Consider the following 20,442-nt stretch of genomic DNA (forward strand, 5'->3'; position numbering starts at 1 on the left):
GAGACGTGCGTGTCCTACTGCAACGAGCGAGTTCGGCAAGAGTCCTGGTGGACGGTCAGGTGACCGGCGAGTTGACCCGTCCGGGTCTGCTGGCCCTGGTCGGCATCACCCACGACGACAACGAGCAGATCGCGAACAAGATGGCCGACAAGACCTGGCAGTTGCGCATCCTCGCCGACGAACAGTCGGCCAGCGATCTGAACGCCCCGATTCTCGTGGTCAGCCAGTTCACGCTCTACGCCAACACCCGCAAGGGTAGGCGCCCGTCGTGGAACCGTGCGGCTCCCGGCCCGGTCAGCGAACCCCTCGTCGACGCCTACTGCGCCGCGCTACGTGCCTGCGGCGCCGAAGTTGCCACCGGCATCTTCGGTGCTTATATGAGGGTAGAACTTGTCAATGAAGGTCCAGTAACGATCCTGCTCGACTCGGCGGATTGGGGATCGGTATCCTAAGAGGAGTTTCAGAGATCTCGTGGTCGGACGGGTCGCCACGGAATCTCCCGGGCAAGCAGAGGGAGAGGATTCGCGTGGCCGAGATCGTCTTCGTCACGCCTGCCAGTGGTCAGGCGAGCGTGACGCCTGCTCCCAGTGCTCTGGGACTACTCAACCACAACGTGCATCCGGTGGTTGGAGGCGACCAGGCGATCGCATTTCCTGCGAGTTCGGCCATTCTCATCGTGGATGCGCGCAGCGACCTCGCGGCCGCCCGCGCCACCTGTCAGCTGCTGGTCAACAGCACCGCGGGCTGGCCGCTGCTGCTGCTGATTCCCGCCAGCGGATTGTCCGTGGTCGCGCCCGACTGGCACATCCAAGATTTCATCCTCGACGACGCCGGACCCGCCGAGTTCGATGCCCGCATCAAGCTGCTGATGGCCACCGCGTCGTCCGGCAATGTACTCAGTGCCGGACCCGTCATCATCGATGAGGACGCCTACGTCGCCACGGTGGGCGGCCAGCAGCTCGACCTGACCTACACCGAGTTCGAACTACTGAAGTATCTGGTCGCCCATCCGGGCCGGGTGCTGACCCGCGAGCAACTGCTCAGCGAGGTCTGGGGCTATGACTATTTCGGCGGCACCCGAACCGTCGATGTGCACATCCGGCGGCTGCGCGCCAAACTCGGGCCCGAATTCGATTCCTGTATCGGCACGGTGCGCAACGTTGGCTACAGATTCGCGGTAGACAGACAGTCATGAGCCTCATCAGCCGCCACCATGATCTGCGGGACGCGGACAAAGCCGCAGTCACGGCGCTGGCGACCAGAGCCCAACAAGCAGACCGGACCCCTCCCCTCAACGAGGCCGCGCAGTTGGCGCTGGCCGGACGCGGCAGCGCCCACGTCGTCCATTGGCTGGATACCTCCTCGGATCCGGCCATCGGGCTGATCGGCTACGCACAGCTCGACCCACGCGATGGCAGCGTTCAGCTGGTGGTCGATCCCGATCACCGCAGACAGGGCATCGGCCGCGCGCTCGCCGAGCAGATCATCGCCACCGACCACCCGACCAGCTGGTGGGCATTCGGGAACCTGCCCGGCGCCCAGGCCCTGGCGTCCGCACTGGGGCTGACGGTGATCCGCGGGCTGCTGATCATGCGCCTCGATCTGGCCACGTCCCCGCTCACCGAAGCGACCGCGATGCCCGAGGGCTTCGTCCTCGATCACTACGTGCCGGCCGATCTCGATCAACTGGTGGCCGTCAACGCCGCCGCATTCGCCCATCACCCCGAACAAGGCGCCCTGACCGCCGCCGATTTCCTGGCCCGCATGGACGAGCCCTGGCATCGCGACGAGGATTTGCTGGTGGCCCGCGACGCCCGATCCGGGCAGCTGGTCGGCTACCACTGGACCAAGGTCGAGGGCCCCGACGGCGAGGTCTATGTGATCGGCGTGCATCCCGACGTGGGCGGTCACGGGCTTGGCAGGGCGCTGCTGGAGACCGGTATCATTCTCATGCGTAATCGGGGGGCATCGACCATCGACCTGTACGTCGAAGCGGCCAATCAACGGGTCGTCGAGATGTACCGGGCGGCCGGATTCGAGGTCACCCATACTGATGTCTCCTATGACTATGGCAAGGAGGATTGATGTCACTGCAGGCTGAGGCTCCAACCGTCGAAGAGCTTCCCGAAGGACGCTATTCCGACCGTGAACTGAGCTGGCTCGCATTCAACAACCGCGTGCTGGATCTCGCGAAGGACGCCCAGCGTGTCCCGCTGCTCGAGCGCGCCAAGTTCCTGGCGATCTTCTCGTCCAATCTCGACGAGTTCTACATGGTGCGGGTCGCCGGGTTGAAACGGCGAATCGACGCGGGCGTTGCCGTGCCGTCGCCGGCCGGCATCATGCCGCGTGATCTGCATGACGCGATCTTGACGCGAACCGCCGAGCTGGTCGCCGATCAGTCAAGGGTCTTCAACGAGGACGTCCGTCCCGCCCTCGAGAACCAGGGCATCCGGATCCTCGACTGGGCTGAGCTCACCGAAGACGAACAGCACCGCATGCACGAGCTGTTCACCGAGCGCATCTTCCCGGTGCTGACGCCATTGGCCGTGGACTCCTCGCATCCGTTCCCCTACATCTCGGGCCTGTCGATCAACCTGGCAGTGCTGCTCAACCATCCGACCACCGAGGGACGCCAGTTCGCCCGGATCAAGCTGCCCAGCATCTTGTCCCGTTTCGTCCCGCTCGGCAGTGGACGCTTCATCCCGCTGGAAAAACTGATCGTCGAACATCTGGACGAGGTCTTCAGCGGCATGCAGGTGCTGCAGTACACGACCTTCCGCGTCACCCGCAACGAAGACGTCGAGGTCGAAGAAGACGATGCCGAGAACATCCTCTTCGCTCTCGAGAAGGAGTTGCTGAGCCGCAAGGTCGGGCGCTCACCGGTGCGCCTGGAGGTCGAAGAGACCATCGACGACGAGATGCTCAAGCTGCTGACCAGCGAGTTGGACATCTCCGAGCGGGAAGTCTTCAAGATCCCCGCGCCACTCGACCTGACCGGGCTGTTCGCGTTGACGAGCATCGACCGCGAAGACCTCAGCTACCCCGGCTTCTTGCCCAAGACTCATCCCGATCTGTTGATGGGTGTCGAATCCAGCAAGCCGGCCGATATCTTCAAGGCGTTGCGCAAGAAGGACGTGCTCGTCCAGCACCCCTATGACTCGTTCGCGACCAGCGTTCAGCGGCTGGTCGAGCAGGCCGCCGCCGATCCGCGGGTACTGGCGATCAAGCAGACCCTCTACCGCACCAGCGGCGATTCGCCCATCATCGATGCCCTCATCGAAGCTGCGATGGCCGGCAAGCAGGTCCTCGCGCTCGTCGAGATCAAGGCCCGTTTCGATGAGCAGGCCAACATCGCCTGGGCACGCAAGCTGGAGAAGTACGGCGTCCACGTCGTCTATGGCATGGTCGGGCTGAAGACGCACTGCAAGCTGATGCTGATCGTGCGTGACGAACCCGACGGACTGCGCCGCTACGCGCACATCGGCACCGGCAACTACAACCCGAAGACCGCCCGGATGTACGAGGACATGGGTCTACTGACCTGCAACCCGATCATCACCGACGATGTCGCGCGGCTGTTCAACCACCTGTCCGGAATGACCCGCGAGACGAACTATCGCCGGCTGCTGGTCGCTCCCGCCGGCATCCGGAACGGGCTGATCGAGAACATCGAGCACGAGATCGCCAACCACCGCGCCGGGCTGCCCGCCCGGATCCGCATCAAGGTGAACTCCGTGGTGGACGAGGCCACCATCGACGCCCTCTACCGCGCGTCCAATGCCGGGGTCCCGGTGGACATGTGGGTGCGCGGCATCTGCGCAGTACGCCCGGGCGTGCCGGGACTGAGCGAGAACCTGCGGGTGCGTTCCATTCTCGGACGTTTCCTCGAACACTCCCGGCTCTTCTGGTTCGAGAACGCCGGCAATCCTTCGGTGGGTATCGGCAGCTCCGATCTCATGCACCGCAACCTCGACCGTCGTGTCGAGACGATCGTCTCGATCACCAATCCGGGTCATATCGCCCAGATCGGCGAACTGTTCGACCTGGCCTTCGATGATCAGACCGTCAGCTGGCGGCTGCACGACCGGGCGTGGACCCAGGTCACCACCGACGAGAACGGTGTGCCGCTGCGCGATATCCAGGAGTTCCTGATCGCACGGGTCTCGACGCGTCGGCACTGACCATGACGCGAATCATCAATGCCAGCGGCGCGGTCGTGCTGCGCGGGCACGCCGACCACCGTGAGGTGCTCGTGGTGCATCGTCCGGCCTACGGCGATTGGAGCCTGCCCAAGGGCAAGATGCTTCCGGACGAGTACCTCGCGGTAACCGCAGTTCGCGAGGTCGGCGAGGAAACCGGTCACCAGATCCGGCTTCTGCGTCCGCTCTCGACCGCAAGCTACCCGGTCAATTCGCACATCAAAGTCATTCAGTGGTGGCTGGGAGAGCTGGCAACCGACGAGGTCGGCACCCGCGACAACGAGGCTGACAAGGTCGAATGGTGGCCTACGAGCAAGGCGGCCCGCGATCTCAGCTATGACGACGACGTGCAGACGCTGGTCAAGGCACTGCGCGAGCCGGTCACCAAACCCCTGTTCATCGTCCGCCATGCCAAAGCGATGAACCGCAAACAGTGGCAGGGACGCGACGCCGACCGCCGGCTGACCGAACGCGGTCGACGTCAGGCCATCGCGCTGGCCGGGCTCTTCGACGCTTTCGGGGTCGGCGAGCTGGCGAGTTCGAGTTCCACCCGCTGCATGAAAACGCTGACGCCGTATGCGAGCCAGTCCGGACTCGAGATTCGCGCCTTCGACGCGTTGAGCGAGGAATCCGCCGAAGCCAACCCCAAGGGCGTGCGGAAGGCGATGGCCGAGCTGGCCGAACTGGCGCGTTCTGCCGAGCGCCCGATGGCGATTTGTGGTCATCGGCCGGTCCTGCCGGCAATGTTCAACTTCTTCGGGATGGATACCGATCACCCGTTGCGACCGGGCGAGGTTGCGATTCTGTACCCCGATCAGGTGAATCACTCGGCTCAGACGCTTTACATCGCACCCCGGCTATGACGATGCCTGCCGCCATCCGAATCCATGAAGGTACACGTGTTGTTAACCTTCTGTTCATCCTGGCCTAGGCATCTCGTCATTGATCGGATCTACCTTCGGTACTGAAGGCCACTCAAGGCCTGCTCTAACAACGAACCCCGAAGGGAATCATTGTGAAGACTGTGCGTGCGGGCGCCGCCCTGGCTGCTGCTGTCGCGCTGGCGTTGTCGGCTTGCGCCACCAACGAATCCGGCACCGCTACTTCTGCTGAAGGAAGCGCTGCCAGCAGCCTGTCCGGCACCCTGCAGGGCACCGGGGCCAGCTCTGCGAAGGCCGCCCAGGAGGTCTGGCGAGCCAACTTCCAGACCGCCAATCCGAAGGTCACCGTCAACTACTCCCCCGATGGCTCGGGCGCCGGACGTACCGCGTTCGCCGACGGTGGTGCTGCATTCGCCGGCTCCGACCGGGCGCTCAAGGACGACGAGATGACCGGCTCCTTCGCGAGCTGCGCCGCCGACACCCTCCCCCTGAACCTGCCCATCTATGTCTCACCGATCGCCATTGTCTTCAATGTCGACGGTGTCTCCGATCTTCATCTGACCGCCGACGTGATCGCCAAGATCTTCCGCGGTGAGATCACCAACTGGAACGACCCGGCCATCGCCGAACTGAACTCGGGCGTCACCTTGCCCGACCTGGCCATCACGCCGGTTCACCGCTCCGACAACTCGGGCACCACCGAGAACTTCACCGCCACCTTGGCCCAGGTCGCTCCCAGCGTGTGGACCGATGCCGCTTCGGGTGACTGGCCGGCATCGCTGGCCGGCGAGGCCGCGCAGGGCACCTCCGGTGTCATCGCTGCCGTGCAGAACGGCTCGGGCACCATCGGCTACGCCGATGAGTCGGGCGTGCCGGACGGCATGTCGATGGCCCTGTACAGCCAGGACGGTTCCGCCGCGTACACCGGCCCCGAAGCCGACGCCGCTGGCGCGATCGTCGAAGCGTCCTCGCGCGTCGCCGGACGTGAGGACAACGACTGGGCACTCGATCTCGATCGCACCGCGGCGGGCTACCCGTTCGTCCTGGTCTCCTACGCGATCGTCTGCCAGCAGTACAGCGATGCTTCGGTCGGCGAGCTCGTGAACGCCTACATCAGCTACATCGTTTCGGATGAAGGCCAGGAGGCCGCTGTCCCGCAGGCCGGCAACGCGCCGCTGTCCGGAACGCTGGCCACCGGCGTGCAGGCGGCTGCCGCCTCCATCAAGTGATTGCCCGCAATGGTGCTCAGTTCCAGTCCTAGGCTGGGGCCGAGCACCATTGCCCGCTACCACCGCATTTCGTTACGCGTCCGGAGACAGCCATGACAGCTGAAAGCCCGCAAGTCGCTCTTGCCGACTCGGCACCTGATCAATCCCTCACGTCCACTCGCGGTCATCTCGGAGATACCATCTTCAAAGGCATTTCCGCCGGCTCGGGTGGCCTGATTCTGGTCATCCTCGCAGCGGTGGCGCTTTTCCTCATTGTGCAGGCTATGCCCGCATTTCTGGGCGATCCCCGCTACCAGCATTACGGCAACACGTGGACATATGTCGCCCCCTATCTTTTCGGCACCGTCTGGGCGAGTTTTCTCGCTCTGCTGATCGCCGTCCCCGTCGCAGTCGGGATCGCTTTGTACATCTCCCACTACGCACCCAAGCGGCTGAGCACTCCGGTGGCCTTCGTCATCGATCTGCTCGCCGCAGTGCCGTCGGTGGTCTTCGGCCTGTGGGGCATCAACACCCTCGCCCCGATGCTGGTGCCCATCTACCAGTGGTTGAACACCCATTTCGGCTGGATCCCGCTGTTCGCCGGCACCGTCTCGGGCACCGGTCGCACCATGCTGACCGCGGCCCTCGTGCTGGCCATCATGATCTTGCCGATCATCACCTCGCTGTCGCGTGAGGTCTTCCTGCGCACCCCCGGACTGCAGGAAGAGGCCTCGCTCGCGCTCGGCGCCACCCGCTGGGAAATGGTCAGGCAGGTCGTCCTGCCCTTCGGGCGCTCCGGCATCGTCTCGGCGTCCATGCTCGGATTGGGCCGCGCGCTCGGCGAGACCATGGCCGTCGCCATGGTGTTGTCCGGCGGACGCACCGTCAGCTTCCAGCTGCTGACCTCGCAGAACCCGAACACCATCGCCGCCAACATCGCACTGAGCTTCCCGGAGGCCGACAGCTACGCGGTTCCGCAGCTGATCGCCACCGGCTTGGTGCTGTTCGTCATCACCTTCCTGGTGAACATGGCAGGGCGCGCGATCACGGGCGGCCCGAAACCTGATCGTGCGGCTCGCGAGAAGAAGCGCGTAGGCAAGGAGTCGAAGTGAGCGCCATCGATGTCAAGCCTCCGCGAGAGGCCAACAACAACTACACCTACCGCTCGGCGCAGGTGCATCTGACCGCAGGCCAGTTGCCCAAGCGCACCGACGTCGCCTTGTTCGTGGTTGCCGTCTGCGTCAGCGCAGCACTGCTCGCGCTGATGGGGAGCTTCAACTTCGCCGGTGCCCTGGTACTGGGCGTGGTGATCTTCCTGATCACCATCTACGCGCTCTCGTTCGCCGTCGAGGGACGCCGCCGGGCGGCGAATCGGCTGGCCCGCTATGTCATCTTCGGCGCCTTCATTCTTGCGCTGATCCCGCTGGTCTCGTTGCTGGCCGAGGTCACCTCGCGCGGCCTGAGCCGCTTCGACCTGGACTTCTTCACGATGTCGAAGCGCAATATCGTGGGCGAAGGTGGCGGTGCCTCGCACGCTATCTCCGGCACGCTGATCGTCACTGGAATCGCCACCCTGGTCTCGGTCCCGATCGGCCTGCTGACCGCCATCTTCCTGGTCGAATACGGCAGGGGCTGGGTCAAGCGGACGATCACCTTCCTGGTGGATGTCATGACCGGCATTCCGTCGATCGTTGCCGGCTTGTTCGCCTACGGACTGTTCGCTGTGCTGCTGTCGCCCGGATCGAAGTCGGGTCTGGCGGGTGCAATCGCCTTGTCGGTGCTGATGATCCCCTACGTGGTGCGCAGCAGCGAGGAGATCATCCGGCTGGTGCCCGACAAGCTCCGTGAGGCGTCCTATGCGCTGGGTGTCACCCGCTGGCGGACGATCGTGAAGGTGGTGCTGCCGACGTCCATCTCGGGGATCGTCTCCGGTGTCATCCTGGCCATCGCCCGCGTCATCGGTGAGACCGCACCACTTCTGGTGACGATGGGTTACACGGATTCCCTGGTCACCAATCCGCTGCCTTCGGGCGGGGCGAACAATGTGAATCCGATGACATCGCTGCCGGTCTTCGTCTACTACGAATACACCCGGCCCGGTCAGCCGCAGGACGCATTCTTCAACCGGGCCTGGACCGGTGCGCTGGTGCTGGTGCTGATCGTTATGCTCCTGAACATCATCGGACGAATCGTGGCCAAGAAGTTCGCCCCCAAGATCAATCGTTGAGATCCACCACCAGAAAGCAGAAAGACACAGCCAATGGCCAAGCGCATGGAGTTGAAGGACCTCAACATCTACTACGGCAGTTTCCTCGCCGTCGAAGGGGTCAACATGGTGATCGAGCCGCGCTCGGTTACCGCATTCATCGGCCCGTCGGGCTGCGGCAAATCGACCGTGCTGCGCAGTCTGGACCGAATGCTGGAACTTACCCCGGGCGGCCGGGTCGAGGGTGAGGTGCTGCTGGACGACCAGAACATCTACGCCCCCAACGTCGATCCGGTGCGGGTGCGCCAGCAGGTCGGCATGGTCTTCCAGCAGCCGAACCCGTTCCCGACGATGAGTATCCGCGACAACGTGCTGGCAGGCATCAAGCTGAACGCGCGCAAGATGCCCAAGCCGCAGCAGGACGAGGTCGTGGAGCGCTCGCTGAAGGGCGCGAACCTGTGGAACGAGGTCAAGGATCGCCTGAATGCCCCGGGCAATGGCCTGTCGGGCGGTCAGCAGCAACGGCTGTGCATCGCGCGCGCGATCGCGATCGAGCCCGAGGTGCTGTTGATGGACGAGCCCTGCTCGGCTCTGGATCCGATCTCGACGCTGGCCATCGAGGACCTGATCCAAGAACTCAAGGAGAATTACACCGTCGTCATCGTGACCCACAACATGCAGCAGGCATCCCGGGTCTCCGACAAGACAGGCTTCTTCAACATCGAGGGCACCGGCAAGCCCGGGCATCTGATCGAGTTCGACTACACCGAGAAGATCTTCACCAACCCGGCTCAGCAGGACACCGAGCGTTACATCACCGGCCAGTTCGGCTGATCACGCTGATCACACCGGCCCGGGCCCGAGCGGAAGATGAGCGTCAGGCCCCGGGTCGGTGTGCGTCCTGGCGGCGCAGCCGCACTCACCGGGTCGCCTCCTCGTTCAGCACATCGGTCAGAATCTGCATGCCTCGGGCCGCCTCGTCGGTCGTGATCACGCACGGGGGGACCACGTGGACGCGGTTGTCGGCGATCGACGCGATGAGCCCCTTGGCCAGGCAGGCCGACTTGATGGCGGCCATTCGCGATGCCGGCAGCGGCTCCTTGGTCTGCTTGTCCGAGACCAGCTCTGCCGCCCAGAACACGCCCGTGCCCCGCACGTCGCCCACCAGCGGGTTGGTGTCGGCGAGGCGGGCCAATGCCGGCCCGATCACGGTTGCGCCGACGGCGGCGGCATTCTCGACGATCTGCTCGTCCTCCATCGCGGTGATCGTCGCGATAATCGCGGCCATTGCCAGCGGGTGGCCGGAGTAGGTGAGCCCGCCGGGGAAGACCCGCTCGTCGAAGGCATGGGCGATCGGTGAGCTGATCAGCACACCGCCGGCGGGGACATACCCGGAGTTGACGCCCTTGGCGAAGGTGATGAGGTCGGGCACCACGTCATGCTGCTCGAAGGCGAACCAGCTGCCGGTGCGCCCGAAGCCGGCCATCACCTCGTCGCAGATCAGGACGATGCCGTAGCGGTCGGCGATCTGCCGCATGCCGGCGAGGTAGCCCGGCGGTGGCACCATGATCCCAGCGGTCCCGGGCACCGTCTCGAGCAGGATGCCCGCGATCGTCTCCGCCCCCTCCGCCTGGATGACCCGCTCCAAGTGATGCAGCGCCCGGGCGCACTCCTGCTCGGGAGTGGTCGCCCAGAATTCCGAGCGATATAGGTAGGGGCCGAAGACGTGCACATGCCCACGCGCATACTCGTTCGGGACCCGCCGCCAGTCGCCGCTGGCCACCACTGCCGCTCCCGTGTTGCCGTGGTATGAGCGATAGCGCGAGATGATCTTGTCGCGTCCGGTGTACAGCCGCGCCAGGCGCATCGCGTTCTCATTGGCGTCCGCGCCGGCGTTGGTGAAGAAGACCTTCTCGAAGCAAGCCGGGGCGTGCGACAAGATCTTGCCCGCCGCCTCCGCCCGGGTCAGGTTGGCCGTGGAGGGCGCGATCGTGGTGAGGACGCCGGCCTGTTCCTGGATCGCCGCGACGACCTTGGGGTGCTGGTAGCCGATGTTCACGTTGACGAGCTGGCTGGAGAAGTCCAGCCAGCTTTCGCCCGCATGGTTCCACAGCGTGACGCCCTGGCCTCCGGCCACGCTGAACATGGGCAGGTGCGCCTGCGCCGACCATGAGTGGAATATCCGGGCGTGATCTGCGGCGATGACCGCGGCGTCCAACTCAGCGCCGGTCAACCCGGCGCTCACCGGGGCCGTCAGATTCTCGGCCGTGATCACCTGCGCTGTCAAGGACATACGTACCTTCCTCAGTCCGTCACAGGCCGGCGAGCACGTCCGTCGACACCCACCGGCTGCATCTGTTGTTTGTATTACTGTCAGCATTGAATATTTCTGCGGCGTAACCGCTGATCTACGTGTCTGTAAATGCTCACCGCGCGAGCGACCGCGCCCAGATCGACAAGCGAGGAGGTACCGGTGGCCCAGATATCCGCCACCCAGATCGCAGCAGGCCTCGAAGGACGCAGCCCCGCCCAGATCGCCGCCGGCGTCGCCCGCATGGTCAACGAGGGCGTCGTCTCACCCGGCGACCGGCTTCCGATTGTTCACGATCTCGCGCCCCAGCTCGGGGTGAGCACGGGCACCGTTGCGGCGGCATGGAATACGTTATCGGCCCTCGGTCTGGTCGAGTCCAGGGGACGCGCAGGCACCTTCGTGCTGCCCACCCCCGCCAGCTGGCTACCACCGCGCTACCGGCCTAGCCGCAAGATCGACACCGAGGTGCATCTCGATCTGTCGACCGGCACACCCGATCCGTCATTGCTGCCCGACATTCGCGAGCCGCTGATGGCTGCCGCGGCGAATCTGGAGGTCGTTCAGGTGAGCTCCTACCTGGCACCACCAGTGTTGCCCCAGCTCGAATCGCTGCTCCAGGACACCTGGCCGTTCCGGGCTCAGCGCATCACCGTGGTCAACGGCGCGATGGATGGGCTGATCCGCACCCTCAATCAGGTGGTCCGCTTCGGCGACCGCGTCGCGGTCGAGAGCCCCGGCTATCCCCCGGTGTTCGACATCCTCGATCAGCTCGGCCTGGTCCGCGTCCCGATCGCCCTCGACCACGCCGGCGCCACCCCCGATTCGGTCGAAGCAGCGATCACCGCGGGCGCCCGGGCAATGATCCTGCAGCCTCGTGCGCAGAACCCGACCGGCGTATCGATGACGCCGACGCGAGTACGCGAGTTGGCGGCCATCATCCGGGCCCGCACCAGCGGCACCGGCAATCGCAATCGGCTCGTGATCATTGAGGACGATCACAGCGGCCGGATCGCACCGGTTCGCGACATGAGCCTGGGCGTCTACCTGCCCGACCGCGTTGTACACGTCCGCTCGTACTCGAAGACCCATGGTCCCGATCTGCGTATCGCGGGGCTCGGCGGGCCGGCGCACGTCGTGAACGCCATCGTTGCCCGCCGGCTGATGGGCACCGGCTGGACGAGCAGGCTGCTCCAGATGGTGCTCGTGGGCATGCTCACGAACCCCACGAGCATGGCCATCGTGGACCAGGCCGCGCAGGAGTACGCGCACCGCCGCACCGCCATGGCAGCCGCGCTCGCTTCCCACGGGATCGTGGTGCCGCCCGGCGACGGCCTGACCATGTGGATCCCGGTGGCGAACGAGGACGCGGCGATGACGCGACTGCTCGCGGCCGGGATCCGAGCCTCAGCGGGAACGGAGTTCCTCGCGAATCCGGAATGCGCGTCGGATGCGGGCGGGCATCTGCGCATCACGCTCGGCGGGTTGCGCTCGGACTTCGACGCCGTTGCCGCCATCATCGCGAAAGCTGCCCGGAACTGATGCTGGGCCGAGATCCTGCTTCGGCCGGTGCAACCCCGGTCAAGAAGTGGCCCGGCCGGTCACAGCCGAAGGCCCGCACAGTAGGCTCATAACCAGACAACCCCACCGAGGAGCAGGTCGATGACTCTCATCTGGGCTCACGCCAGGTCGGAACAGATCACCGCATCCAACACGCTTGAGGCTTTCCGCGCCGCGATCGACGACGGCGCCGACGGTCTCGAGTTCGATGTTCACCAGACCAGCGACGATGTGCTGGTCTGCGCCCACAACGACGTCCTGGAGGTCCCGGGAGGCGAGAAAGTCAACATTGCCGAGGCCACCTACGACGACCTGCAGAAGCTGGACGTGGGCGACGAGACCACGGGCGTGGCACGCGTGCCCCGTCTGGAGGAGGTTTTCGAGCTCTACGCTCCCACCGACCGGCAGCTGAACGTCGAGGTCAAGAATCTGCCGCATCGCTATCCGGGGATCGCCCAGAACGTGGTGAACCACCTCAACCGATCGGGCATGGCCGACCGCATTGTCGTCAGCAGCTTCGATCACCGGGTGCTGCACGAGATCCAGCAGATCGACCGTTCGGTCGCCGTCGCGGCGCTCTACCCCGATGGTCTGCTGAGGCCGTGGGTCTACCTGAAGATCGTCGGCATCCCCCAGGCCCATCCGCAATACCTTCAGCTCCTGCTGCCGGGCGAGATCACGCACTACCAGCAGGCCGGTATCCCGGTTCGCCCCTGGACGGTGGACGAACCGGAGATCTGGCAGCGTTTCATCGCTGAAGGTCTCGACGGGATCATCACGAATCTGCCGGCCTCGGCACGGGCACTGCGCGACAGTGAGTCCGCCTGAACCGGCATCACGACGCGCAGCTCATCAACCCGAGGTCGGTCTTGAGGTCCAGCACCCGGGCCGCCTTCTCGGTCACTTCGGAGGCGAACTGCGGATCGGCCTGAGCAGCGGCCAGCGTGGCGGCAACCATCTGCTGCGCGGCCGCGCTGTCGGCCACCACCGCCATGTCTCCCCCGGCCCGCAGGAAGGCCAGCCCACGATCGGCGACCGGGTAACCAGCGACCGCGACCGCCGCCCCCAGATCGTCCGACGTGACGACCCCGTTGAAACCCATTCGCTCCCGCAGGATCCCGGTCACGATCGTGGACGAGAAGACCGCCGGATTGTCCGGATCGACCTGATCGTAGATCGCCGACGAAACCATCACCGACGATGCACCCGCGTTGATCGCGGCCTGGAAGCTGGCCAGGTCGGCATCGTCCAACTGGCTCACGCGGTCATGCCCGGCCGCGAAATCGGTGTTCTCATTGACACGACCCAGCCCGGGAAAATGCTTTGCGCTGCTGGCCACCCGTGAATCGCTCAATCCACCGATGACCTCGGCGACCTTCTGGCCGACCACCTCAGGGTCCGAGCCGTAGCCACGATCGAGTTGACCGATGGCAGCGTTGTTGGCGACCTGATCGGCCGGCACCACATCGGCCACCGGCGCCAGATTCCAGTTGACCCCCGCATTGCGCAACTCGCGCCCCCAGCGCTGCCAGCTGCCGCGCAGCTCGGTGTTGTCCAGCTGCGCCTGCTCGGTGGCCGCGGGGATGGTGGCGAAACCGGGCCCGCTGAGCTTCTGCACCAGGCCGCCCTCCTGGTCGGTGGCGATCAGCAGCGGGATCCCGCCGGGGGCGGCATCTTGCAGCTGCTGGGTCTCCGACTGAACAGCGGCCAGTCCAGATGTGCGATTACCCAGCAGGATCACCGCCCCATTGCCGCTGGCGCTGATCTGGGCGATCGCCTGATCGACATCCGAACCGGCCATCAGCACGGTCATGTAGAGCTGGCCGACCTGCTGGGCCAGGCTCAGCCGCTGGGCGTACGCGAAGCACTGCGTCGCCGGATCGATCGTCGCCGCACTGTCGGCGGACGCGGGCAGGCTCGGAGGCGAGAAGGTGATCGTCCGGCTGGGAGTGACCGAACCGGTCTCGGTGCCACCTGAGCCATTCGGGGTGGCCGCGCAACCGGCAAGTCCGAGAGCCAGAACCAGCAATCCAGCCGTCCAACGGCTCCTGCTCATAGCGCTGCGCTCTGTTCGGCGGCTACCCGCAGCACGCCCAGCAGGGCGTTCTCGACCACTTCTGTCAGCGCCGGGTGAATCCAGTACTGGCCCTTGGCCACGTCACTGATCGTCTGATTGAGGTTCATCGCCTGCACCAGCGGCTGAATCAAGATCGTGGCGTCCGGCCCGACGATGTGGGCGCCGAGCAGATGTTCACCGGTGGGATCGGCGAGCAGCTTGACGAAGTGATCGATATCGTTCATGGCCCAGCCGTAGGCGACCGAGGCGTACTCCTGAACGTGAACAACGTAGTCGACGCCGGATTCCTGGAGCTGCTCCTCGGTGGCCCCGACGGAGGCGACCTGCGGTTCGGTGAAGATTCCCTGCGGCACGAAACGCTCGTCACGGGCCTCCAGTGGACGCCCGGCCCGTTCGGCGAGCAGATTGCGCTTTACCAGCCGGGCCTGCGCATTCGCCAGATGCTTGAGCATCTGCGGCGAGCAGACATCCCCGAGCGCCCAGATGTGCGGCACCGAGGTGCGCAGATACTGGTCCACGGGGATGAAGCCTTTCTCGTCGAGCGAGATACCGGCCTTGTCAACGCGCAATTGATCGCCATTGGGGATGCGCCCGACGCAGGTCAGCACCGCATCTGCTTGGTAGGTGTATTCGATGCCGTGGGCATCCTGGGTGCTGACCACCACGCCCCCGGCATCGTCCGAGTCCAGCCCGATCACGCTCTGGTTGAGCCGCAGCACCAGCCGCTGGGCGAGTTCTTCGGTGACCCGGATGGCGACCGAGCTGTCGAGGGCCCGCAGCAGCGGCTCGCTGCGGGAGATGATCGAAACCTGTGAGCCCATCGCGGCGAAGATGTGCGCGAACTCGACGGCCTCGATACCGCCGCCGAGAATGATCAGGCGCTGCGGCAGTTCCTCGACTCGCATGATCGATTCCGACGTGTAGACGAAGGCCTGCAGATAAGGGTCGTCGAAGCCGGGCGCCCGGACCTGGCGTGGCCGCGATCCGGCGGCGATGACGATACGGTCCGCGGTGATCTGCCGGTGTCCGACACGCACGGTGTGATCGTCCACGAACGTCGCCGAACCGAACAGCACCTGCAGGTTCTCACGCCTGATCAACCCGGCCAGCCCGGACGCCGAGATGGCGTCGGTGCGGCCGAACGTGCGGGCCTGGATGGCCTTGAAGTCGATCCCCTGAACACCCAGATCGACATCGACGCGTGCCGCGTGAGTCGGCGCCAGAGCGTAGGTGGCCGGAAACGAGAACATCTTGCTGGGAATGCAGCCGGCGTTCAGGCAGGTGCCGCCGAACGCGTCGTTGGGACCGATGCCGTTGTCGATCAGTGCGATCTGCCAGTCGTTGATGTCGTCATCGATCAACGACAGACCCGAGCCCGACCCGATGATGCACAGATCGACATGGTCCGCGGCAGCTGTGTTGTCTTGCATGCTTGTCATCCTCTCAGCCTCCGCTCCTCAGTGGCCGGACGAAAACGCCTTGTTACCGTTTTCTCTCAGCAGGTCGCGCGCCGGTTCGGCGTAGGTCACCCCGCTCAAGTGGCCGTCGGTGAATCGGAAGGTTGTCACGCTGGCCAGGGTGCACTGCCGCTTGCGGGGATCGTGAGCGAGCGGGCGTCCCTCAGCCGCGCGCCGCGCGATCCAGATCGGCAGTTGATGGCTGACCAGCACGGCCTGCCCGGTTGGGCTCAGCTCGCTCGCGGTGTCGGCGATCGCATCGAGCATCCGAGCGGCAAGCACGACATAGGGTTCTCCCCACGATGGGCGCAGCGGATTGACGAAATAGCGCCAGTTGCGGGGGTCGAAGATCGCCACGTTGTGCTTCCCGAAGACCTGGCCAGCCAGTTTGTTGTCGGCCTCGATCAGCCGGTCATCGATGCGGACCGGGAGTTGGGGATGGGTCGCTGCGATCGGTGCAAGGGTCTCCTGGGCACGTTCGAGCGGTGAGGAGCGCAACTGCTCAAGTTCGATGGGGGCGAAGTACTCGGCCAGTCGGTTCGCCATGGCCCTGCCGGTATCGGAGAGGTGATAGCCGGGCAGCAGTCCGTAAAGGATGCCGGTCGGGTTGAACACCTCGCCATGGCGCACGACGTGCACCTGGGCTGCTGGACTGGAGTCTGTCTGGCTGGGTTGCACGAATGAAGCCTACCGGCTGTGCGCCTGGGGCCATGAACTCGAAGCCGGGGACTACTTGTTTCGTCTTCTGGGCCGCTGCAGGGAGGGCTTGCGGACCGGTTCACCGCGGGCGCCGAGCTGCTCGGCCCGTTTGACGGCGAATGCCGCCAGAGCGTCCACGAGATCGGCCTGGTTCGGCTGCGAGGCGACCACATCCACCCGCAGATTCGCCTCCTCGCAGGCGGCGACAGTGGCCGGGCCGATCGCCGCGATGATGGTGTCGACATGCGGTTTGCCGGCGATGCCGACCATATTCCGCACGGTCGAGGCAGAACTGAAGACCACGGCGTCGAATCGTCCGGCCTTGATGGCATCGCGGATCTCGGCGGCCGGCGGCGCGGCGCGAACCGTGCGGTAGGCGACCACATCGTCGACCTCCCAGCCCAGTTCGTTCATGCTCTGTACCAGCGAGTCGACCGAGACATCGGCACGGGGGATGAAGATGCGGTTGATGGGGTCGAGCAGATCGTCGAAGATCGGAAATTCTGAGGCGAGTGCTTCGCTGCGCGCCTCGCCCTCGGGCACCAGATCGGGGGTGATACCCCAGCCGCGAAGCGCGGTCACGGTGTCGGCGCCGACGGCCGCGATGCGCAGACCGGAGAAGGCACGCGAATCGAGCCCGAGCCCGACCAGCCGTTCGGTGACAGCGCGCACCGCCTGCGCGGAGTTGAAAATGATCCACTGGTAGCGGCCGTCGACCAGACCCTGGATGGCGCGTTCCATCGGCTGCGGGTTGCGCGGTGGCTCCACCGAGATCGTCGGTATCTGCACCGGCACCGCACCGTGGTGCTCCAGGCGGCGTTCCATGGCCCCCGACAGCCCCTTGGTGCGCGGAACCAGCACATGCCAGCCGAACAGGGGTTTGGATTCGAACCAGTTCAGGCTGGGATCGCGTACGGCAGCGGGACCGATGATCACGGCGGACGGGCGATCCTGGACGGCGTTCAGCACGTCGGCCAGCTCACCGAGAACCGTCGGAGTGGTCTTCTGAGCGCTGGTGGCGTAGTCGGAGACCACCAGGGCGCGGGTGTCGGCCGGCAGTCCGATCTGCTCGGCGTGAGCGATGATGTCGTCGGCCTGCTGATCGGGGAGCAACGCCACGAACGACTCACCATCGCCGGACATCGCTGCCGATCCGGACCACAGCCGGAAACCCGGTCCCGGCGTGATGCCGGTCGACGTGATCGCGAGACTGAGCCTGGACAGGCCCGGCACCATGTCGATACGACAGCCGTTGGCCCTGAGTTCGGAGGTGTAAGACGCTGCCTCGGCGTCCATCAAGGGGTCGCCGGCCAACAGCCAGACCACGCTCAGCCCGGATTGGACGAGCGTGGTGATCTTGTCCAGGTCGGGATGATCGTCGGCGACGACCGTCACCGCCCGGTCCGGAGTGGTGATTTCGGGTTCGTCCAGCAGTCCCTCGTCCACGCCGGGATTGAGGACGATGACATCGGCTTCCTCAATGGCCTTCAGACCGGCCAGCGTCAGCCGCAGCGGACCGCCCAGTCCAACCCCGACGAAAATCACATAGCCGGGGATGACCCGGGCCGGATGGCGGCTGGCCGTCAGGACGGCCGGATCACAATCGGCAAGCGCCAGTGTTGATCGCTGCTCACTCACGGCAACTCCTCAACCCGCGGACGTGTGACGAAGTTTCTGCGCATGACCACCCGAAGAGCACGACAACCTCGAGCACATCAATGGCTGACCGCCAGGCCGAAGCCCGGCAGAGCTTAGCGGCCTGCCCTGCGGCGCTGGATGCGCGTCTTCTTCAGCAGCTTGCGATGCTTCTTCTTCGCCATCCTCTTGCGGCGCTTCTTGATGACCGATCCCACTGTGATCCTCTCGAGAATCTGAATGTCTTGGTGTGATGAGTTGCGACGCGCACAGACTCACCGTGTGCGGCTAACCGCAACTTGAGCAGTTTACCGCGGGGGCTTCGGAATGAACAATCGTCATTCCCCACGGCTGCGCCGGTAGGCGGCCCACACCGCGTCGCTGACAGCGGCCCGAGTGGCGTGCGCGTCGAGCGCGCGGATGCCCGCGGCGGTGGTGCCGCCGGGTGAGGTGACCCGCTCCCGGAGCACCGTCGGATGCTCTCCGGCAGCGAGCAGCCGAGCCGAACCAATGATCATCTGGCGAGCCAGTTTGTCGGCCTGCTGACGGGTCAGCCCGACCTGGACCCCGGCCTCGGTCAGCGCCTCGGCAAGATAGAAGACATAGGCAGGGCCGGAGCCGCTGACTGCTGTCACGGCGTCTTGCAGCGACTCGGGGACGATCATGGTCTCCCCGACCGCCTGCATCAGGCTGGTGGCCAGATCGAGCTGCTGTGGGCTGACCGTCTCGTTGGGCGACAGCGCAGACATGCCCGCCCCGACCTGCGCAGGGGTATTCGGCATGACCCGGACGACCGGGGTGCCCCCGGGCAGATGTTCGGCGAGCAGGCCGAGCGGGACGCCCGCGCACATCGACATCACCAGCGTCTGCTCACCGATCAGCGGTGCGATCTGCTGGCAGGCGGCGGCTGCGATCTTCGGCTTGACGACGACCGCGATCACCTCGGGAGTGCCGGTGATCTCAGTGGCGGAGGCCACCACCTGCAGACCGGCGACCGAGGCCAGTTCGGCGCGACGATCTGCGCTCGGCTCGACGACCCGGACTCTCGTCCAGCCGTCGGCGACCAGGCCGGAAGCGATCGCGGTGCCCATCACGCCGCCTCCGACGACAACGACATCTGCTGTCGTGCGACCCGTCATGTCAGCCTCGGTCTGCCGCAACGAGTTCGGCGATCTGGATGGCATTCAGCGCGGCACCCTTGCGCAGGTTGTCGCAGCAGATGAACATCGTCAGGCCTCGCCCGTCGGGCACGGACTGATCGACGCGGATGCGCCCGACCAGGCTCGGATCGATGCCGGCCGCCTGGCGGGGCGTCGGAATGTCGACCAGCTTGACCCCGGGGGCATCGGCGAGCAGCGCCTTGGCCTCGTCCGGGCCGATCGGGCGCTCGAAGGTCGCGTTGACACTGAGCGAGTGAGCGGTGAAGACCGGGACACGCACGCAGGTGCCGCTGACCAGCAGATCCGGCAGGTGCATGATCTTGCGGGATTCGTTGCGCAGCTTCTGCTCCTCGTCGGTCTCCAGCCAGCCGTCGTCGACCAGCGACCCGGCGTAGGGCACGACGTTGAAGGCGATCGGCGCGACGTAGGGGCCGAGATCGTCGGGAGTGGCAACGGCCTGGCCGTCGTAGGTGAGCCGCGCGAAATCCTGGCCGACCGCGGCCACCGACTGATCGTGCAGAGCCCGCACGCCTGCCAGACCCGAACCCGAGGTCGCCTGATAGGTGGCGACGATGAGGCGCTCCAGGCCGGCGGCATCACTCAACGGCTTGAGCACCGGCATCGCGGCCATCGTGGTGCAGTTCGGGTTCGCGATGATGCCCTTGGGCGGGTTGATCGCGTCCTGCGGATTCACCTCGGACACCACCAGCGGCACATCGGGATCGCCGCGCCAGCACGAGGAGTTGTCGACGACGGTTGCGCCCGCGGCGGCAACCTTCGGCGCGTAGATCTGGGACGCGGCCTTGCCGGCGGAGAAGATCGCGATGTCGAGGCCCTCGAAGGACGCCGTGGCCATGTCTTCCACGACGATCTGCTCGCCACGCCAGTCGAGCTTCTTACCCGCGGAGCGTTCGGACGCGAAGTACCGCATCGAATCGACGGGAAAGTTACGCTCGTCGAGCAACGTCCGCATGACGTTGCCGACCTGACCGGTGGCACCGAATACTCCAACTCGCATACGGGCCAGCTTATCGTCCGCGGCCACCATTACG

19 protein-coding genes are annotated in these 20,442 nt (G+C 65.4%); 11 read left to right on the top strand and 8 right to left on the bottom strand.

Annotated features, from left to right (window positions below; translation table 11 throughout):
- The first annotated feature begins 5 nt into the window (after positions 1-5).
- The 9 genes from dtd (at position 6) to pstB (ending at position 9,328) form a co-directional block, all read left to right on the top strand.
- Entirely contained in the window at positions 6-452 is a 447-nt protein-coding gene (gene dtd, locus QUE25_RS04090; RefSeq protein WP_286267830.1) for a D-aminoacyl-tRNA deacylase, read from the top strand.
- Positions 453-526: 74 nt separating this feature from the next.
- Positions 527-1,195, top strand: coding sequence for a winged helix-turn-helix domain-containing protein (locus QUE25_RS04095; RefSeq protein ID WP_340312726.1), 669 nt, complete (start codon positions 527-529; stop codon positions 1,193-1,195).
- Positions 1,192-2,085 (top strand): mycothiol synthase, encoded by an 894-nt coding sequence (gene mshD / locus QUE25_RS04100; protein ID WP_286267832.1) that lies wholly within the window; start codon positions 1,192-1,194, stop codon positions 2,083-2,085. The genes QUE25_RS04095 and mshD overlap by 4 nt, the downstream gene beginning before the upstream one ends.
- Positions 2,085-4,181, top strand: coding sequence for an RNA degradosome polyphosphate kinase (locus QUE25_RS04105; protein ID WP_286267833.1), 2,097 nt, complete (start codon positions 2,085-2,087; stop codon positions 4,179-4,181). The genes mshD and QUE25_RS04105 overlap by 1 nt, the downstream gene beginning before the upstream one ends.
- 2 nt (positions 4,182-4,183) lie before the next feature.
- Positions 4,184-5,062 carry an NUDIX hydrolase gene (locus tag QUE25_RS04110; protein WP_286267835.1) on the top strand — a complete coding sequence of 293 codons (879 nt, stop codon included), beginning with the start codon at positions 4,184-4,186 and terminating at the stop codon, positions 5,060-5,062.
- Between the two features lie 152 nt (positions 5,063-5,214).
- Complete coding sequence (locus QUE25_RS04115) at positions 5,215-6,309, top strand: phosphate ABC transporter substrate-binding protein PstS (RefSeq protein ID WP_286267837.1); 1,095 nt, start codon at positions 5,215-5,217, stop codon at positions 6,307-6,309.
- A 92-nt stretch (positions 6,310-6,401) separates the two neighbouring features.
- Entirely contained in the window at positions 6,402-7,400 is a 999-nt protein-coding gene (gene pstC / locus QUE25_RS04120) for a phosphate ABC transporter permease subunit PstC (protein WP_286267839.1), read from the top strand.
- On the top strand, positions 7,397-8,515 hold the full coding sequence (gene pstA / locus QUE25_RS04125; protein ID WP_286267840.1) for a phosphate ABC transporter permease PstA: 1,119 nt from the start codon (positions 7,397-7,399) through the stop codon (positions 8,513-8,515). The genes pstC and pstA overlap by 4 nt, the downstream gene beginning before the upstream one ends.
- Positions 8,516-8,548: 33 nt before the next feature.
- Positions 8,549-9,328, top strand: coding sequence for a phosphate ABC transporter ATP-binding protein PstB (gene pstB / locus QUE25_RS04130; protein ID WP_286267843.1), 780 nt, complete (start codon positions 8,549-8,551; stop codon positions 9,326-9,328).
- An 85-nt stretch (positions 9,329-9,413) separates the two neighbouring features.
- On the opposite strand, the gene QUE25_RS04135 is transcribed toward pstB, so the two are convergent.
- Entirely contained in the window at positions 9,414-10,787 is a 1,374-nt protein-coding gene (locus QUE25_RS04135; RefSeq protein ID WP_286267845.1) for an aspartate aminotransferase family protein, read from the bottom strand.
- 180 nt (positions 10,788-10,967) lie between these two features.
- Between QUE25_RS04135 and QUE25_RS04140 the strand changes: the two genes are divergently transcribed.
- Together QUE25_RS04140 and QUE25_RS04145 are read left to right on the top strand one after the other, a co-directional pair.
- Positions 10,968-12,344 (top strand): aminotransferase-like domain-containing protein, encoded by a 1,377-nt coding sequence (locus QUE25_RS04140; protein WP_286267847.1) that lies wholly within the window; start codon positions 10,968-10,970, stop codon positions 12,342-12,344.
- Between the two features lie 120 nt (positions 12,345-12,464).
- Complete coding sequence (locus QUE25_RS04145) at positions 12,465-13,190, top strand: glycerophosphodiester phosphodiesterase (protein ID WP_286267849.1); 726 nt, start codon at positions 12,465-12,467, stop codon at positions 13,188-13,190.
- A 7-nt stretch (positions 13,191-13,197) separates the two neighbouring features.
- On the opposite strand, the gene QUE25_RS04150 is transcribed toward QUE25_RS04145, so the two are convergent.
- The 7 genes from QUE25_RS04150 to QUE25_RS04180 form a co-directional block, all read right to left on the bottom strand.
- On the bottom strand, positions 13,198-14,418 hold the full coding sequence (locus tag QUE25_RS04150; RefSeq protein WP_286267851.1) for a glycoside hydrolase family 3 N-terminal domain-containing protein: 1,221 nt from the start codon (positions 14,416-14,418) through the stop codon (positions 13,198-13,200).
- Complete coding sequence (locus QUE25_RS04155; protein WP_286267853.1) at positions 14,415-15,869, bottom strand: mycothione reductase; 1,455 nt, start codon at positions 15,867-15,869, stop codon at positions 14,415-14,417. Before QUE25_RS04155 ends, QUE25_RS04150 begins: the two co-directional genes overlap by 4 nt.
- A gap of 27 nt (positions 15,870-15,896) precedes the next feature.
- The gene (locus QUE25_RS04160) at positions 15,897-16,574 is read right to left on the bottom strand and encodes a histidine phosphatase family protein (protein WP_286267856.1); all 678 of its coding nucleotides are present in this window, start codon (positions 16,572-16,574) and stop codon (positions 15,897-15,899) included.
- A gap of 51 nt (positions 16,575-16,625) precedes the next feature.
- Positions 16,626-18,233, bottom strand: coding sequence for a uroporphyrinogen-III synthase (locus QUE25_RS04165; RefSeq protein ID WP_286267859.1), 1,608 nt, complete (start codon positions 18,231-18,233; stop codon positions 16,626-16,628).
- A gap of 113 nt (positions 18,234-18,346) precedes the next feature.
- On the bottom strand, positions 18,347-18,448 hold the full coding sequence (locus tag QUE25_RS04170; protein ID WP_084669282.1) for a 30S ribosomal protein bS22: 102 nt from the start codon (positions 18,446-18,448) through the stop codon (positions 18,347-18,349).
- Between the two features lie 120 nt (positions 18,449-18,568).
- Positions 18,569-19,414 carry a pyrroline-5-carboxylate reductase gene (gene proC / locus QUE25_RS04175; protein ID WP_286267864.1) on the bottom strand — a complete coding sequence of 282 codons (846 nt, stop codon included), beginning with the start codon at positions 19,412-19,414 and terminating at the stop codon, positions 18,569-18,571.
- Entirely contained in the window at positions 19,371-20,417 is a 1,047-nt protein-coding gene (locus QUE25_RS04180; protein ID WP_286268488.1) for an aspartate-semialdehyde dehydrogenase, read from the bottom strand. The genes proC and QUE25_RS04180 overlap by 44 nt, the downstream gene beginning before the upstream one ends.
- Positions 20,418-20,442 lie beyond the last annotated feature (25 nt).

It is taken from the genome of Brooklawnia propionicigenes, from assembly GCF_030297015.1.
Lineage (GTDB): Bacteria > Actinomycetota > Actinomycetes > Propionibacteriales > Propionibacteriaceae > Brooklawnia > Brooklawnia propionicigenes.